At 64.1% G+C, this 17,264-nt stretch carries 13 protein-coding genes and 1 pseudogene; 11 read left to right on the forward strand and 3 right to left on the reverse strand.

Annotation, left to right across the window (positions count from 1 at the left end):
- Positions 1 to 71: 71 nt before the first annotated feature.
- A complete protein-coding gene (locus tag C6V82_RS02150; protein WP_102589246.1) occupies positions 72 to 1,805 on the reverse strand; it encodes an amidohydrolase in 1,734 nt (577 codons plus the stop codon).
- Between the two features lie 107 nt (positions 1,806 to 1,912).
- On the reverse strand, positions 1,913 to 2,836 hold the full coding sequence (locus tag C6V82_RS02155) for a LysR substrate-binding domain-containing protein (protein ID WP_102589247.1): 924 nt from the start codon (positions 2,834 to 2,836) through the stop codon (positions 1,913 to 1,915).
- A 104-nt stretch (positions 2,837 to 2,940) separates the two neighbouring features.
- Here C6V82_RS02155 and C6V82_RS02160 point away from each other — a divergent pair, with 104 nt between their 5' ends.
- From C6V82_RS02160 to C6V82_RS02185, 6 genes are all read left to right on the forward strand, one after another.
- Entirely contained in the window at positions 2,941 to 4,578 is a 1,638-nt protein-coding gene (locus C6V82_RS02160) for a zinc-binding metallopeptidase family protein (protein ID WP_102589248.1), read from the forward strand.
- Positions 4,579 to 5,625, forward strand: coding sequence for a TRAP transporter substrate-binding protein DctP (dctP, locus tag C6V82_RS02165; protein WP_102589249.1), 1,047 nt, complete (start codon positions 4,579 to 4,581; stop codon positions 5,623 to 5,625). It begins immediately after the preceding gene.
- 14 nt (positions 5,626 to 5,639) lie between these two features.
- Positions 5,640 to 6,200 carry a TRAP transporter small permease subunit gene (locus C6V82_RS02170; protein ID WP_102589250.1) on the forward strand — a complete coding sequence of 187 codons (561 nt, stop codon included), beginning with the start codon at positions 5,640 to 5,642 and terminating at the stop codon, positions 6,198 to 6,200.
- Positions 6,187 to 7,509 (forward strand): TRAP transporter large permease, encoded by a 1,323-nt coding sequence (locus C6V82_RS02175; RefSeq protein ID WP_102589251.1) that lies wholly within the window; start codon positions 6,187 to 6,189, stop codon positions 7,507 to 7,509. The genes C6V82_RS02170 and C6V82_RS02175 overlap by 14 nt, the downstream gene beginning before the upstream one ends.
- An 8-nt stretch (positions 7,510 to 7,517) precedes the next feature.
- Positions 7,518 to 8,468 carry a CobW family GTP-binding protein gene (locus C6V82_RS02180; protein WP_102589252.1) on the forward strand — a complete coding sequence of 317 codons (951 nt, stop codon included), beginning with the start codon at positions 7,518 to 7,520 and terminating at the stop codon, positions 8,466 to 8,468.
- Positions 8,469 to 8,609: 141 nt separating this feature from the next.
- Positions 8,610 to 9,536 (forward strand): LysR substrate-binding domain-containing protein, encoded by a 927-nt coding sequence (locus C6V82_RS02185; protein ID WP_102589253.1) that lies wholly within the window; start codon positions 8,610 to 8,612, stop codon positions 9,534 to 9,536.
- Positions 9,537 to 9,628: 92 nt separating this feature from the next.
- On the opposite strand, the gene C6V82_RS02190 is transcribed toward C6V82_RS02185, so the two are convergent.
- Positions 9,629 to 11,335, reverse strand: coding sequence for a BCCT family transporter (locus C6V82_RS02190; RefSeq protein WP_229843067.1), 1,707 nt, complete (start codon positions 11,333 to 11,335; stop codon positions 9,629 to 9,631).
- A gap of 358 nt (positions 11,336 to 11,693) precedes the next feature.
- Between C6V82_RS02190 and C6V82_RS02195 the strand changes: the two genes are divergently transcribed.
- The 5 genes and pseudogenes from C6V82_RS02195 (at position 11,694) to C6V82_RS02210 (ending at position 17,253) form a co-directional block, all read left to right on the forward strand.
- A complete protein-coding gene (locus C6V82_RS02195; RefSeq protein WP_102589254.1) occupies positions 11,694 to 12,884 on the forward strand; it encodes an aromatic ring-hydroxylating oxygenase subunit alpha in 1,191 nt (396 codons plus the stop codon).
- Positions 12,885 to 12,934: 50 nt separating this feature from the next.
- Positions 12,935 to 14,377, forward strand: a complete 1,443-nt coding sequence (locus C6V82_RS02200) for an aldehyde dehydrogenase family protein (protein WP_102589255.1) — start codon at positions 12,935 to 12,937, stop codon at positions 14,375 to 14,377.
- A 27-nt stretch (positions 14,378 to 14,404) separates the two neighbouring features.
- Positions 14,405 to 14,566: pseudogene (locus C6V82_RS18220) on the forward strand (rubredoxin); the annotation flags it as partial.
- Positions 14,555 to 15,808 carry an FAD-dependent oxidoreductase gene (locus tag C6V82_RS02205; protein WP_229843108.1) on the forward strand — a complete coding sequence of 418 codons (1,254 nt, stop codon included), beginning with the start codon at positions 14,555 to 14,557 and terminating at the stop codon, positions 15,806 to 15,808. The pseudogene C6V82_RS18220 and the gene C6V82_RS02205, both read left to right, overlap by 12 nt.
- 125 nt (positions 15,809 to 15,933) lie before the next feature.
- Positions 15,934 to 17,253, forward strand: coding sequence for an NAD(P)/FAD-dependent oxidoreductase (locus C6V82_RS02210; protein ID WP_102589257.1), 1,320 nt, complete (start codon positions 15,934 to 15,936; stop codon positions 17,251 to 17,253).
- Positions 17,254 to 17,264 lie beyond the last annotated feature (11 nt).

The raw sequence follows: 17,264 nt of genomic DNA on the forward strand, positions 1-17,264 counted from the left end.
CACAGTGTCGAGGGTGGGGTTCATGGCAGGGCTGTGTTCATCGCACGGCTGTGTTCATCGCACGGCTGTGCTCAAGAAGAGAGCGTCGGTGATTCACCCTGCCAGGTGGCCTGAAGACCGAAGGGCGTCAATGCCTGGTCACGGTCGTAGACCGGCTGACCCTGGAGGAAGCTCATTTCCACCTGGGTGCGGTGGAGGTTACCGCGCACTTCCCGGGAGAACGGGTCGTGATCCAGCACGATCAGGTCGGCGGACTTGCCAACCTCCAGCGAGCCGGTCTCGTGCTCCAGCCCCATGGCGTAGGCGCCGTTGAGCGTGGCGACCCGCAATGCGTCTTCCAGGCTGATGGGCGTACCGAAGCGCTCCTCGCCGGGCTCCCAGGGGTTCTGGCGGGTCACCAGGGTTTCGAGGGCGACCCAGGGGTCGATCGAGGCCACCGGAAAGTCGGTGCCGAAGACCGCCACGCCACCGGCATCCAGCACGCCGCGCAGGTTGTAGGCCCGCGACAGGCGTTCCGGCCCGTAACCGGCGCGGGCGCCCGAGGTGAAGCGAGAAGGGTACCAGGCGGCCGGAGAGAACTCGGCGATGACATCCAGCTCGGCGAAGCGGGCGAGGTTGGCATCGTGCAGGATGGTGCTGTGGGCGCATTGGTGGCGCACGCCGCTGGGCCCGTTGATGCGCCGCGTGGTCGCCACGGCATCCAGGAACAGGTCGGAAGCGCCGTCCCCGGTACAGTGGGCGATAACCCGTATGCCGCGGCGATCCATGTCGACCAGCATGTCGCGCAGGTGTTCGGGCGTGAGGTTGATCTTGCCGCGCCACTCGTCACCGCTCTCCCAGGGGGTCAGCAGGAACGATGAGCGCGGCTCCACGGTGCCGTCGAAGTGGAACTTGACGGCGTTGGCGTTCAGGCGGCTGCTGGCATAGTAGTGGCGCTCGCCGCAGAGCAGCTCCCAGCGCCGCTTGACTGGGAAGATGTCGTCCTGCCAGCTGATGGCCGCTTCCACCCGTAGGCTCAACTTGCCGGCGTCATCGAGCTGCTTGAGGGCAGCCAGCCGCTGCTCGCAGACATGCACGTACTTGGTCGCCGTGACACCGCGGCTGGTCTGGAAATGCAGGCCTTCCTGATAGGCCTTGCGCAATACCTCCACGGGCGTGGGAGGCATGGCGGCGTGGATCATGGCGTAGGCACCATCGATCATCAGGCCGGTGGGTTCGCGGGTCAGCGGGTCGCGCTCCATGTAGCCATTGCGCGGGTCGGACGTATGGCGGTCGATGCCGGCCAGGGCAAGCGCCTTGCTGTTGACCATCATGGTGCCCCACATGCGGTCGAGGATGGCCACGGGGCGGTCGGGCATGAAGCTGTCCAGCCATTCGCGGCCTGGCGTCAGGCCAGCCTGGCGAAAGGTGTAGCGCACGAAATAGGCGCCATGAATCCAGCCGTCTCCGGGGTGGCTGTCGGCGTAATCGAGAATGGCCTGCTTGACTTGCTCAGGGGTGGGATCCTCGACCCCGATCTTGAGCGAGTCGTCGTATTTGGCGGCAAGCCCCAGGTCCGGATGGGTATGCATGTCGTGCAGACCAGGCATGACGAAACGGCCACCCAGCGGGATCACGCGCGTATCGGGGCCGATCCACGAGTCAACGCTGCTGTCGTCTCCCAGCGCGCAAAGCCGTCCTCCGGCCATGGCCAGCGCCTCGGCCCAGGGGCGGTCAGGATCGAGCGTGTAGATCTTGCCCCCCCGCAGCACGACATCGGCGTAACGTGGGGCGGGCGCGTGGCTGGAGCGCCAGGGATCGTACATGGTGGTCACCTCGTTTGTTGTACAAGATTCACCTTAAACCAGTAAAAATGGCCATGAGGTGTTAATTTCTTGCGTCTGAGGTGAGCGTTCTTGCCGTTTCCGGCGGCTCAGCCGGTCAAGGCGGAAGCGCCCTGCAACCTTTCCAGCAACTTCTTCAGCCAGTCACTGAAGGCCTGCACGTTGGGGTCTTCCAGCCGGCTATGCGGCGTCACCAGGTAGTAGGCGCGATCACTGGGAATCTTCTCGCTGAAGGGGCGCACCAACTGGCCGTGACGCAGGCTATCTCCGCACACCACGTCGTCGCCGATGGCCACTCCCTGCCCGGACAGGGCGGCCTGAAGCACCAGCAGGATATTCGAGAAATACAGGCCGGATTCGAACTTTACCTGGCTCTTGCCCGCGCATCCGGCCAGCCAGAGTTGCCAGTCGTGGACATCGTGCAGGTGCAACAGGGTGGCCCGATCCAGGTCGCGGGGATGGGTGATGTTGAGCTCGTTGAGCAGCGTCGGGCTGCACACGGGGTGGTACATCGGCTGCGCCAGCAATTCCGCATGCTGGTCGGTGTACACCCCATCGCTGAACACCACGAACAGGTCGAAGTTGGGCTGATTGATCGTTTCATCTTCGCGGTTGGTGCTCAGGTGAAGCCGAATGGTGGGGTAGGCACGGTAGAACTCATTGATATAGCGACTGACGACGCTCGAGGCGAACCCAGGCGGCATGCAGACGTGCAGATGCCCGTTGTACTCCTGATCCGGCAGGTTGGCGTGGATCCGTTCGAGACTCTGGAGGACCTCGCGGACTTCTCCTGCATACAACTGGCCCGCCGGGGTCAGGATCACGCCGCGCCCGCGGCGCTCGTAAAGGCGTATGTTGAGCTGACTTTCCAGCAGCCGAAGTTGGTGGCTGATGGCGCTGCGCGTCAGGCTCAAATAATCGGCGGCCTCGGTCAGGCTGCCCAGCCTTGCCAGGGCCTCGAATGCGCGCAACGCCTGTAGGGAGGGCAGGTGGTTGGCTTTTTGTTGAGACATATTAACCAATTAGATGATTTTTTTTGACTATTGATGAGTTGAGTTTGCTCTATAGTGTTTTTCAAAGCAACAACACTCCCGATTGGAGCTTGAGAGGAGCTTGAATGACCACGCAAACTCAACGCGATGCCCTCACTCGGCGCGTCGACGCGCTGATGCCCAAGTTGTCCGAGTGGAACCAGACCATCTGGCATTATGCCGAAACCGCTTGGCGGGAATATCGCTCGGCGCGTTTCTACGTCGAACTGCTGCGCGAGCACGGTTTCGAGGTGGAAGAGGGGTCGGGCGGGATGCCGACGGCCTTCTGCGCGACCTGGCGCAATGGAGAGGGCCCCACGCTGGGTGGCTACGCCGAGTATGACGCGGTGCCGGGTAACTGCCAGGCCGCCGACGTAGTGAAACGCCCCCGCGATAACCTGAGCCCCTGGGCCGGTGGCCATACCGACCCGCACTCCGCGCTTGGCATGGGGTCGTTGGGCGGCTTTCTGGCCATGCAGGCGCTGATGAAGGAGCAGGGCATTTCCGGCACCCTGAAATTCTTCGGCGAGCCGGCCGAGAAGGTGCGGGGGTCCAAGCCGATCCATGCGGCCCATGGCTACTACGATGACCTGGATGCGGCGATCAGCTTCCATCCTTTCTACATGCTGCCCCTGTGCAACACCACGCGCTGGGATACTCACTGCGGTGCCGCCTACGGCGTGATCTACACCTTCCTGTGCGACAGCCCCGAGACCTGGATGACCCGCGGGAGCCATTCGCCCATCGCGGCGTCCCATGCCAGTGCCCGTGCTCCGGGGGCCAACGACGCCGTCACCCAGATGTACCTCAACGCCAAGGCCCTGCGCGAACATGTGCTGGCCAGCGGCCTGAACTGGTCGATGAACGAAGCGATCCTGAACGCCGGTCAAGCCACCGCCGACAATCTGGCGGCGCAGATGTCGCAGATTCAGTATTTCATTCGTGTCTCGACGGTGGAGCAGGCGGAACATGTGGTAAGAGGGCTCGATCATATCGCCGAGTCCGTGGCCAAGCTGACGCACTGCCGGGTCGAGCGCCACTGGGTGGCCAAGTCGCGCCCCGGTCTGCCGAACCATTCGTTGGCCGAATTGACCTATGCCAACCTCGAGCGAGTTGGCCCGCCACGCCTGGGCGAGGAGGCCGTCGAGCTGGCGCGCCAGATCCAGCACAACCTGGGCATGGCGCCCATGGAAAAGCCGTTTCTGGCAGATATAGAGACGCTGCGCGCGCCACGTGACGCCGAGCGCGAGCTACGCCAGATCTTGCCCCCCAACCAGACCCACTTCACCTCCGACGACTACACCGAGTACAGCTGGCATGCGCCAACCGTGCGCTTGTACGTAGGGCGTCCGGCCTTGGCCCCACGCGACGACGGCGGTGCCTATCCCGACTGGGTGATGAACGCCCTGGGAGGGATGGCGCCCTGCATCGACCCGATGATCGAGACGGCGGCGAAGACCGTGGGCCTGACCCTGCTCGACCTTCTGCAGGCGCCGGGGGCGCTGGACGAGGCGAGAGCAGAGTTCGAACGGCGCACCGGTGGTGGCATCGGCGGTGACGAGTGGATGGCCCCGCTATGCGACTACCAGCCGCCGATTCATTTCCGCTGGCCCGAATACGTCACCACGGCACGTGGTGAGAATGACTGGGTGATTCCGGCATCCAATGAGTGCCCCGAGGCACCCGGAACCCGTGACGCTTCCCTTCAGCAGGAGAACAGGTAAATGGATAACAACAAGTTCGCACCTAAGACCCTTACTTCTTCCGTCAAGGTGGGCCTGGCGTGTCTGGCACTGGCTGGAAGTGCCCTGGCCTTCCCGGTGACCGTGCTGGCCCAGGACGGTGAGGTCATCGAGATACGCATGCAGCGCTACACCGGCACGGAAGAGGACGAGATCTTCAAGCGCTACCAGGACATGCTGGCCGAAGCCAGCGACGGTCGCATCAAGCTGAACATCTTCCGCGGCGGGGAACTGGTGCCCAACGATCAGATGTTCGCGGCACTGCGCAGCGGCACCCTGCAGGCGATCTACGGCTACGGCGGCTACTGGGGCGGTCAGATGGATACCGCGGTACTCGAGTCGGGCATTCCCATGGCCTGGACCAGTCTCGAGGAAGCCGAGGAGCTGTGGAACGAGCGCGGCCTGGGCGAGTTGCTGACGGAAAACTACGCGCAGCAGGGCGTTCAGTACACCGTGCCGGTGTTCGGTGGCAAGTTCGACCTGCTCACCAAGGAGCCTGTCGAATCCCTGGCCGACCTGAGTGAGCTCAAGATCCGTGCGACCCCATCCGTATCGGCGGTGCTCAACCACTTCGATATTCCCACGGTGTACATCCCGCCGCAGGAGTTCTACATCGCCATGAGCACCAATGCCATCGATGGCCTGATCTATGGCGGACCGTATGACTATTCGGTACTCAAGCTCAACGAGGTGGCGACCAGCTATACCGAGCTGAACATGCTCTACCCGGGCTTCGTCGATAACGTGCTGGTCAACCAGAACGTCTGGAACAGCATGCCCGAGGACCTCCAGGAAACGTTCATGGACGTGACCGCCGAGTGGGCCGACTACCGCCACCAGAAGTTCGTCGAGTGGAACGAGGAAGCCGCGCACATGTTCGAGATCACCACCTTGCCGGAAGACGATGTGGTGGCGATGACCGATGCGGCTCAGGACGTCTGGGATGCCGAGGCCGAGAAGTCGCCACAGGCCGCCGAGGCGATCGAGATGATTCGCGACATGGCCCGTGACCAGGGTCGCCTAGAGTGATCGGGAGCCAAGCCATGCACGTGCTTCATGCCTGGATCCGCTGGCAGGACCGCCTGAGCGAATGGCTCGGGCGGCTGGTCGCCTGGTTGGGCTTTGCGCTGGTTTGCATACTGGTGTTCGAGGTGGCGTCGCGGCAACTGCTCCGCTCGCCCACCAACTGGGCCCACGAAGCCTCGACCCTGACCTACGGCGTCTACGCCATTCTTGCCGGTGCCTACACCGAGAAATGGCACGGCCATGTGCGGATCGACATCTTCTATCAGCGCCTCTCGCAAAAGGGGCAGGCGCTGGTCTCCTTGCTGATCGGCGTGCTGACCCTGGTCCTGCTCACGCTGCTTCTCGAGAGTGCCTACGACTTCGCCATGCAATCGGTGGCCATGCAGGAACGCTCCTTGCGCAGTACCTGGGCTCCGATCATCTGGCCGGTGAAAGTGATGATTCCAGTGGCTGTGTTGCTGATCATGCTGCAAATGTTGGCCAACACCTTGCGCCACCTCTGCACCTTGCTGGGCCACCCCGTGGATAGCGATCCATCCGCCACCGACACCCGGAGGGATTCGCATGGTGAGCATTGATCCCATTCTGCTGACGCTGTTGATGTTCGGCGCCATGCTGACCCTGATGTTCTTCGGGGTGCCGCTGGCCTGGACATTGATGGGCGTGGGTGTCGGCTTCGGCTACTGGATCTGGGGAGCCGACAGCCTGGGCATCATGCTGCCCTCGGTGTTTGGCCTGATGAACGAGTTCATTCTGGTGGCCTTGCCGTTGTTCATTCTGATGGGAATGATCCTGGAGCGATCCGGTATCGCCGATGGCCTCTTCGAGATGATCTACAAGATCATGGGGAGTGTGCGCGGTGGCTTGGGCATGGGCACCGTGGTGATCTGCGCCCTGATCGCCGCCATGGTCGGCATCACCGGCGCGGCTACCGTCAGCCTGGGGCTGATCGCGCTGCCCGCCATGCTCAAGCGCGGTTACAGCAAGCAGCTCTCGGCGGGTGCCATCATGGCGGGAGGTGCGCTGGGCTTTCTGATCCCGCCCTCCCTGGTCATGATCCTGTACGCCTTCTTGACCCGCGAATCGGTGGGCAAATTGTTTGCCGCGGGGATCATGCCAGGCCTGATGCTGGCCGGTATCTACATGCTCTATATCGGCATTCGCTGCCACTTCAACCCCGCCTTGGGGCCGCCCATCGAGGCATCCGAGCGAATCGGTGGCTGGGACAAGGTGAAGGCGCTGAAAGCCGTGGTACTGCCCGGCGCGCTCATCTTCGTCGTGCTGGGGACCATGGCGGCCGGTGTGGCGTCGCCCACCGAGGCCTCGGCGCTTGGCGCCAGCGGTGCCATGCTGTGTGCCCTGGCACACGGCAGGCTCAACCTGACCATGCTCAACAGCGCCCTGTTCAGCACGGCACGCATCATGGGCATGCTGATGTGGATCATGATCGGGGCGGTGATCTTCTCGAAGATCTACATCGCCCTGGGGGCCGGGCAGGCGATCGTGGGCCAGATCATGGCCGCCGAACTGAGCCCGTACCTGGTGTTGACCGTGATCCTGCTCAGCTACCTGGTGCTCGGAATGTTCCTGGATGACTCGGCCATCCTGTTCATTACCGTGCCGCTGTATGTGCCGATCATCAAGGCGCTGGGCTTCGACCCGATCTGGTTCGCCACGCTGTTCGTGCTGGCCATGCAGAGCGCGTACCTGACGCCACCCTTCGGCTACAACCTGTTCTACATGCGCTCCGTCGCTCCGCCGGAAGTGACGACCGGGGATCTCTATCGTTCGGTGGTGCCGTTCCTGGCCATGCAGATCCTTGGCATCGTGCTGATCGTGATGTTCCCGCAGATCGCGTTGTGGCTACCCGAGCTCATCTTCGACTAGGAGTGACCATGTCTCAGGGCATTACCGCCGAACTCGGAGTGACAGTGGTGGCCGGCTTCCTCGGGGCCGGCAAGACGACCCTGGTCAACCACCTGCTCCAGCAGGCCGATGGTCGTCGGCTCGGGGTCATGGTCAACGACTTCGGTGCGCTGAACATCGACGAGGCGCTGGTCGATGAGCGACGCGACGACCTGATCACCCTGAGCAATGGCTGCGTGTGCTGCAGCCTTCAGGGGGAGCTGTCGTCCTCCATCGAGTCGATGATCGCACGGTGTGGGGGGCAGCTCGATCATCTGCTGATCGAATGCAGTGGGGTCTCGGACCCTGAGCGGGTGGTGAACGTGTTGCATTACCCGCGTATTCGCGAAAGGGCGAGGCTGGAAGGCGTCATCACGCTGGTCGACGCCGCGTTGGATTACGATGGACTGAGTCCGGCCCTGCGTCATCTGGTGACCTCCCAGATCGAGAATGCCGATCTCGTGGTGATCAACAAGAGTGACCTGGTGGACGAATCGGACATCTCTCGTCTGGAGCGGACGCTGCTGCTGCCCGACAGCCGCCACGTTCGAGCGACCCAGGCGGCGCTGCCGGTGGACATCGTCTTCTGGCCCCCCGCATCCACGCTACCGTCGTTTCGCCCGGTGCGTCTCACGCCTCCTTCCGCGACCCGTATCGAGGACCTGGGGCTAAAGACGCTGAGCTGGCAACATGCCGGGGTCGTGAACATGGCCGAGTTGCGTGGCTTGCTCGATGCCATGCCCAAGCAGGTACTGCGCTTCAAGGGGGTCGTGCACCTGAGTGATGGACGGGTGCTGGCGCTGCAGCGTGCCGCGGGCAGGTTGACCAGTTGGGAACTCGAACATGGTGGAGGCGTGTCGAGTCGGTTGGTGTTCATCGGCGAGGATTCTCCCTCCCTCTGGGAATGGCTCAACGAACGATTGGGTCGCCTGGCCGGCTGACGTGTTGCCGCTGGTGGTGCGGGGTGGCTCATACATGGCGCCGGCACATGATATTGGCATATAGCATTGGCGCATGGCGTAGCCCGGGTGGGAAACGTAAACTCGGGGGTTCCACACCGATAACGATCGATACCTTGCGCCATGAAGATCAGCCCCTTGCCACCCCTGAACAGCCTCGTGGCCTTCGAGTCGGCGGCGCGGCACCTGAGCTTCACGCTGGCGGCCGACGAGCTGCATGTCACCCAGGGCGCGATCAGCCGTCAGGTGCGCGGCCTCGAGGAGTATCTGGGTAAACCGCTCTTCGAAAGGGCCAACCGTCGCGTCAAGTTGACCGCCATGGGAAACCGCTATGCCCAGGCGGTTAGGCAGTCGCTTACCGATATTGCCGGTATCACCGACGAGGTACGCAGCTGGCAAGGCATGCATCAGCTTACCGTGGCCACCACCAGTGCCATGGCTTCGCTGTGGTTGTTGCCCAAGATTGCCGAGTTCCAGCGCGAGCATGACGATATCGAGCTGCGCATCGTTGCCATCGAGCAGGTCCGGGACCTGTCGCGGGTGGAGTCGGACGTGGCGCTATTCTATTGCTATACCTCCCCGGCTGCCATGCACGCCACGACCCTCTTCCACGAGGAGGTCTTCCCGGTCTGTAGCCCCGGCTATCTCGACCGCTATGGCCCTTTCCCGAGCCCCGAGGCGTTGTTCGACTGTACCCTGTTGTCTCTGGAAGATGCCGACCAGGACTGGATGAGCTGGAAGCAGTGGTTCTCCCGGGTGGGGGTCGAATTCCGGTCGCCGCGCCGGCGTCTCAATATCAACAGCTACTCGATGCTGGTGCAGGCGGCGATGATGGATCAGGGCGTGGCTCTGGGCTGGAGCCAACTGGTCGACGACTACCTGGAGCGGGGACTGCTGGTACGCCCGGTGGAGACAGTGCTGCGCACCGAGGCACGCTTCTGCCTGCTGGAACGCAGTCATGCCGCGTCCAACCGTCGGGGCGTGCGGGCCTTCCGTGAGTGGCTGATGGACACGATTCCCAAGGAGGTCGGGGATCTCGGGTTGATCTGATCACTCGGCTGTCGCCGCACCCGTATAACGCAGCAGGGCCCGGCATCGCCGGGCCCTGCTGCGTTCGGAACATATGGTGCGGGCTTCGGGCCTCACACCTCAGGCACCGGCTCCAACTGCGCTGTCGCTAACCGGTCATGCCTGCTGTCGGCCGAGGCGGAGTGGTGCTTGCCGCTGTGGTGATCCAGGTCGGCATCGGCCGGGCGTGCCTGCCGGGGAAGCATGGCGGCGGCCATGGGTTCCCGCCGCAGGCTGCGGTAGAGGCTCAGCGTCATCACCAGAATGAAGACGGCGATCGGCAGGCCGGCGATGATCGAGGCGGTCTGGATCGTCTTGAGGCCACCCGCGTAGAGCAGGGCGGCGGCGATGCAGCCGATCACCAGCCCCCACAGCACCCGGATTGGCTGGGGCGGCTCGGGACTGCCCATGCTGTCCAGGGTACACAGCACCAGAGTGCCGGAATCGGCCGAGGTGATGAAGTAGGTGGCCAGCAGCAACACCGCCATGATCGACAGCACGCTACCCAGCATGCCCGGGTCCAGGGCCTCGAACAGGGTGAACAGCGCCAGGGTGGTGTCCTCCTGGGTGGCCTGCAGGATGGCCCCGCCGGTGAACTCGGTATCAGCGGCGATCTCACCACTGACCACGGCCTGCTCATGGGATTGGCGCGTCTGCTGCTCCTCGAAGAGCGCGCTGCCGCCGAATACCGACATCCATACGAAGGTCATCACGGTAGGTATCAGCAGGGCGCCGCCGATCAGCTCGCGTATGGTGCGGCCGCGCGAGATGCGCGCGATGAACATGCCGACGAAGGGTGCCCAGGTCATCCACCAGGGCCAGTAGAAGGCGGTCCACCAGTTCTGCCAGCCGCTGTCAACGTTGGCGTCGCTCCACAGGCTCATGCCGATCAGGTTGTCGGCATAATCCCCGGTGCTCTGCAGCAGGGTGTTGAGGATGTAACGGGTCGGGCCGATGGCCAGCACGATGGCCACGATGGCAAGCGACAGCAGCATGTTCCACTCCGACAGGCGGCGTATTCCGCGACCGACCCCCGACATTACCGAGGCGATGGCGAACAGGGTGATCACCGCGATCATGGTCAACTGCACGCCGATACCCACCTCCACACCGAAGACATGGTTCAGCCCGCTGTTCATCTGTATCACCCCAAGCCCCAGGGATTGGGAGACGCCGAAGGCGGTGATCGCCACGGTCAGGATATCGACGGTATGGCCGATGGGACCGTAGATGCGATCCCCGATGAAGGGATAGAGGATCGAGCGCAGGGTCAGGGGCAAGCCCTTGCGATAGGCGAAGTACGCCAACGCCAGGGCCACGATGATGAAGGTCGCCCAGGGGTGCAGGCCCCAGTGGAAGAACGTCAGGCGCATGGCCATGCTGGCCGAGGCATCGCTCATGTTCTCCGTGAAGGGGTTGTCGGCGTAGTGCCACATGGGTTCGGCCACCGACCAGAAAATCAGTCCAATGCCCATCCCACCGGAAAACAGCATGCTGACCCAGGACAGGAAGCTGAACTCCGGGCGCTCGTCGTCCTTGCCCAGGCGGATATGCCCGAAGCGGCTGACCATCAGGTAGAGCAGAAAAGCCAGCACGGCGGATACCAGACCGAGATAGAACCACTTGGCGTTGTTGAGAACGGAGGTCGAGACATTCTGGAAGATGGTACCGGCCTGTTCGGCCAGCACGGCGCAGAAGATCACGAAACCGATGACCAGCACCTTCGAGGCGATGGTGACCGTTGGGTTGAGGCCCTTGAACAGGCCGCTTTCTGAGCGCATGGCGTCACTCTCGAATTATTGTTGATCGTGGTGGGAGCAGGGGAGTGAACTCGTGAGTTCGCTGCGAAGGGTGGGGGAAGGGCGGGTGTCGAGCAACGCATTATTTGTCATCAATAGATGAGTTTTAATCACTCATTAAAGTATCGATAACGCCGCGTGTTAGTGATTCTGTGCGCATGATAACGCGTCTTTATTGGCTTATCCATTTGTCTAATACATGATTTTAAGTCATGTATTGATGCTGAATCATCGATTGTCGCGATGGGGTGTCGCACCCACACTCACCTCCCACCAGCCGGTACCCCCGGTAGGGCAACAACAAACCCGACACCGCCCGTGACCCCGTGAGGAGGCCAAGATGACCACCCTGACCCAAACCCTGATTCCCGCCCAGCAGCTCGATGACGTCCTCGCCCCGATCGAGCAGGCCACCGGCATGCCCAACGAGGCCTATGTGAGCGAGGCCTTCTTCGCCGCCGAGCGCGACCGGCTGATGGCCAGCACCTGGACCTGCGTGGGCTTTGCCAGCGACTTGATCAAGAACGGCTATGTCAAGCCAGTCGATTTCATGGGCCTGCCGCTTCTGATGATGCGCAACAAGGATGGTGAGACCCAGGTCTTCCACAACGTCTGCAGTCATCGCGGCATGCAGTTGGTCGCCGAGGAGGGCGAGGTACAGGGCGTGATTCGCTGCCCCTATCACTCCTGGACCTATGATCTGAACGGCAACCTGCGCGGCACCCCGCATATCGGTGGCGTCGGCCAGCACAAGGTCGACAGCTTCAAGTGCGAGAAGCATGGCCTCAAGCCGGTCCGCAGCGCCGTGTGGATGGACATGGTGTTCATCAACCTCGATGGCCAGGCGCCGGCGTTCGCCGAGCACGTGGCGCCTCTCGAGAATCGCTGGCGCGACTTCATCGGCGCCGACGGCTTCGACCTGCTGCGCCGGGTCAACATGGGGGGCAACCTCGAGATCACCGTCAACTGCAACTGGAAGCTGGCGGTGGAGAACTACTGCGAGAGCTACCACCTGCCCTGGGTCCACCCGAGCCTGAATACCTATTCGCGCCTCGAAGACCACTACAACATCCAGTTCGGCGAGCACTTCTCCGGGCAGGGCAGCCTGGCCTATCGGCTCTCCGACGTGGCCGGTACCCGCCTGCCGAAGTTTCCGTCCTGGCCGAGCGACAAGATGGAGCACGCCGAGTACGTGTCCTTCTTCCCCAACGTGCTGCTGGGCATCCAGGCCGATCACGCCTTCGTCATGATGCTCGAGCCGGTATCCGCCGGTCAGACCGTCGAGCATCTGCGGGTCTATTACGTTGGCGACGAGGCCACCCGGGACGCCTACGCGGCCTGCCGCACCTCGACCCTGGAGTCCTGGCGGGTGGTGTTCGGCGAAGACATCAACGCTGTCGAGGGCATGCAACGCGGCCGCCTGTCTCCTGGCTTCAAGGGGGGGGTCTTCTCGCCGGTGCTGGATCACCCGACGCATTTCTTCCACCAGTGGGTGGCGCGTCGAGTACGCGGCGATGCCGAGGCCGCCTGATTGTCCGCCCTCGGGAATAGCCCGCAACGCCGCTTATGGAGTACCCCGTGATGAGTACGCTCGAACGCTACTACAACTACATCGACGGCGCCTGGACGGGCGCCGATAACTGGCGGGTGGTGCTGGATCCGGCCACCGACGAGCCCTATGCCGAGATCGCCGACGCCGGCATCGATGATGCCGATGCGGCCATGGCGGCGGCACGGCGTTGCGTGGATTCGGGTGCGCTGAGCACTGTGCGCCCGGCCCAGCGCGTCACCTGGCTGCTGGCCATCGCCGAGGAGATCAGGGCGCTGACCGAGGACGCCGCCCTGGTGTTGTGCCGCGAGAACGGCAAGTCGCTGGACGTGGCCCGGGGCGAGTTCGAGGAGGCCGCCCGCTACTTCGAGTACTACGCCGGCATGGCCGACAAGATCGAGGGTACCTCGATCCCCCTGGGCGACGACTACGTGGACTTCACCAGCCATGAACCCATGGGGGTGTCGGTGCAGATCGTGCCCTGGAACTTCCCTCCGTCGATCTGTGCGCGCTCCCTGGCGCCGGCCCTGGCCGCCGGCAATGCCGTGGTGATCAAGTCCCCGGAAATCTCGCCGCTGGCGATGACCTTTCTGATGACTGCCTGCGAGCGGGCCGGCTTGCCGAAGGGCGCCGTCAACCTGCTGTGCGGCAAGGGCTCGGTGGTCGGCTCGCATCTGGTCTCCCATCGCGATGCCAACCAGATCGTGTTCACCGGCTCGGTGCCCACTGGCCAGCGCATCCTGCGCGAGGCCGCCGAGCGGGCTACTCCCAGCGTCATGGAGTTGGGCGGAAAGTCGGCGGCCATCGTGCACGCCGACGCCGATATCGAGCAGGTCATCGACAGTGTCAAGGCGGGGATCTTCTTCAACGCCGGCCAGGTCTGCTCGGCGATGTCGCGCCTGCTGGTCCACCGTTCTCGCTATGACGAGGTGGTAGAGCGCACCCGAGCACTGGCTGAGGGCATGTCCATCGGTCCCGGCGTGGACAATCCGGATCTGACGCCGCTGGTCTCGCGCGACCAGCTCGAACGGGTCGAGGCCATGTGCCGTCGCGCCATCGAAGCCGGCGCCACCTGCGTGACAGGTGGGGAGCGCGTCTCGGGCAGCCGCGGCTATTTCATGCAGCCCACCGTGTTCACCCACGTGGCCACGGACAGCGAGATATTCCAGGAGGAGGTCTTCGGCCCGGTGCTGGTGATCCATCCCTTCGATAGCGAGGATGAAGCCATCGCACTGGCCAACGGTACGGCCTTCGGCCTGGTGGCCGGCGTCTTCGACAGCCAGCTGGACCGGGCCCTGCGCACGGCACGACGCCTGCGGGGCGGCCAGGTGTTCATCAATGAATGGTTCGCCGGCGGCGTCGAAACGCCCTTCGGTGGGGTCGGGCTTTCGGGCTTCGGCCGCGAGAAGGGCCAGGAAGCGCTCTACAGCTATGTCCAGACCCGCAATATCGCCGTCCGCATCAAGGGCGCGTGACGGAAGTTCCGATTGGAGGTGGTCCCGATGAAAAAGTGGCTCTGCATCATCTGCGGCCTGATCTACGACGAGGCCGAAGGTTGGCCCAGCGACGGCATTCCCGCCGGCACCCGTTGGGAGGACGTGCCCGATGACTGGCTGTGCCCCGACTGCGGTGTGGGGAAGGCCGATTTCGAGATGCTCGAGATCACTGACGACCTGCCGGCGGCCGGCGCTCCGCCAGCACCCACGCCCCTGGCCGATGCCGTGGCCGCGCCGTCCAGGGCGAATGCCGAAGGCCCGTTGGTGATCATCGGCAGTGGTCATGCCGGCTACGGCCTTGCCGAGGCGGTCCGGGCACGCGACGCCGAGCGCGAGATTCATGTGGTCACCGCTGACGATGGCGGCCTCTACTCCAAGCCGGCGCTCTCCAATGCCTTCGCCCTGGGAAAGGACGGCGAGGCGCTGCTCGACGAGTCGGCGCTTTCCATCGAGCGCCGCCTGAACCTCCGCGTGCATGCCTTCTGCCCGGTGGAGCGTATCGATGCCGAGGCCGGGCGCCTGCATACGCGGCTTGGCGAGCTGAATTACGGCCAACTGGTGCTGGCCACCGGCGCGAGCCCGATCCGCATTGCGGTGGAAGGCGAGGCGGGCGCACTGCTCTCGGTCAATGATCGTGGCGACTACTGCGAGATGCGCCGCCGTCTGGATGCCCTTGGGAGCACCGCGCGAGTCGTCATCATCGGCGATGGCTTGATCGGCTGCGAGTTTGCCAACGATCTGGCCCAGGCCGGCCACCGGGTCGAGGTGGTGGGGCTGGCCGAGCGGCCGCTGCCACGGTTGCTGCCCGTGGCCGGCAGCGAGGTCCTCCAAGCGGCGCTCTCCCGGCTCGGAGTGAACTGGCATCTGTCCCGTTCGGTGGCCCATGTGGTGGCAGAGGGCGACGGCTATCGGCTGACCCTGACCGACGGCCACCAGCTCGAGGCGGATCTGGTGGTCAGCGCCGTAGGGCTGGTACCCAACATCGGGCTCGCCCGCTCGGCGGGTATCGATTGCGGTCGCGGCATTCGGGTGGATGACCATCTGGCCACGTCACAGCCGAACATCTATGCCCTGGGCGATGCCATCGAGATCGACGGCCAGCTGTTGCCCTACCTGGCGCCGATCAATGTCGGTCTGCGCGCGCTATCGGCCACGCTCACGGGGTCGCCGACTGCGGTCAGCTATCCGCTGATGCCGGTGATGGTCAAGACCCCGGCGGCCCCGGTCTGTGTGGTGGTGCCCCCGGCCCAGGCCGAGGTGAGCTGGCGGGTCACCACCACGGCAGACGGTATCGAGGCCGGCGGTTACGACGCCAGCGGCCGGCTGGTGGGTGTCGCACTGGTGGGCGAGTCGGCCATGGCGCGACGCAGCGATTGGGTGAAGGCCTGTGGCCAAGTGCAGGCCGCCTGAGGGCAACCCTTGCCAAGAACGAGCACGCCACAACGTGACTACCCGTGGCGCCGGTCTCCGGCGCCACGCCCCCTGATGACACCGGATACACGGTGAAGACGTCGCGCCCCGCGCGGGAGTCCACGATGACACGATCCATCATTCCACAAGATGACAAGTGCAACGGCTGGTATCAGTTGTTGCCCGATCCTGCCCCGGCGAATCGCCTCAATACTCACACCACTGCCGACTGGCTGGTGATCGGTGGCGGTTTCACCGGCTTGGCCGCGGCACGGCGCCTTGCCGAACTGCGCCCCGGCCAGCGCGTGGTGCTGCTGGAGGCGCTGCGCGTGGGGCAGGGCGCCTCCGGGCGCAACACCGGGTTCGTCATCGACCTGCCTCACAAGCGCGATCTCGAGGGCGATGACCTGCCGCGCAAGCAGAAGCTGCTGTCACTCAATCGTGCGGCGGTGCACGATCTCGAGACCCTGATTCAGCGTCACGGCATCGACTGTGGCTGGTCGCTGGCCGGCAAATATCAGGGTGCGGTAGGCGAGCGCGGCCTCAAGTACCTCGACCACTACGAGCGCTTGCTCAATGAGTTCGACTATCCCTACCGGCGGCTGACCCGCGACGAGCTGGCGCCGATCCTCGGCACCCGCCACTACGCCGCGGCCATCTACACCGCCAACACCGCCCTGATGCAGCCCGCCGCCCTGGTGCGGGGGCTCGGCGCCACCCTGCCGAGCAATGCCACCCTCTTCGAGCACTCACCGGTGGTCAACCTGACCCGCAGCGGTGGCAAGTGGTGCGCCACGACGCCGGAAGGTGAAGTGCGTGCCGACAATCTGCTGCTGGGCTCCAATATCTACTCCCGGGAGTTCGGCTTTCTCAAGCACCGCATGCTGCCGGTCATGACCTTCGCCAGCATGACCCGGGCGCTCACCGACGACGAGATGGCGCCATTCTCCGAAGCCCCCCACCACTTCGGCCTGACCCCGGCCGACCACGCCGGCACCACGGTGAGGCTGACCCCGGACCGGCGGCTGATCATCCGCAACCAGTACCGTTTCGTGCCTCGCTATCACGATGATCTGGCCGAGCGGACGCGAATCCGCCAAGGCCATCGGGACTCCTTCGAGGCCCGCTACCCGGCACTCGCCCATGTGCCTTTCACCGCTACCTGGGGCGGCGCCTGTGGGCTATCGCGCAACTACACCGCCTTCTTCGGCAAGGTGGGCGACAGCGCCTGGATGTCCGGCGTCCACCAGAGCGTCGGCGCGGCCCGGGGCACCATCTCCGGCAAGCTGCTGGCGGAACTGGCCACTGGCCAGGATTCCAGCCAACTGGCCGACATGCTGGCGGTGTCGGGTACCCCGGCGCTCAACCCTCCGGAGCCCTTCCTGAGTCTCGGCGTGAAGACGCGGATGAAGCAGGCAGCGTGGGCGAGCCGCAGCGAACTCTAGGACACAGACCA

Origin of the sequence: Halomonas urumqiensis (assembly GCF_003028575.1) — a bacterium.
Taxonomy (GTDB): domain Bacteria; phylum Pseudomonadota; class Gammaproteobacteria; order Pseudomonadales; family Halomonadaceae; genus Halomonas; species Halomonas urumqiensis.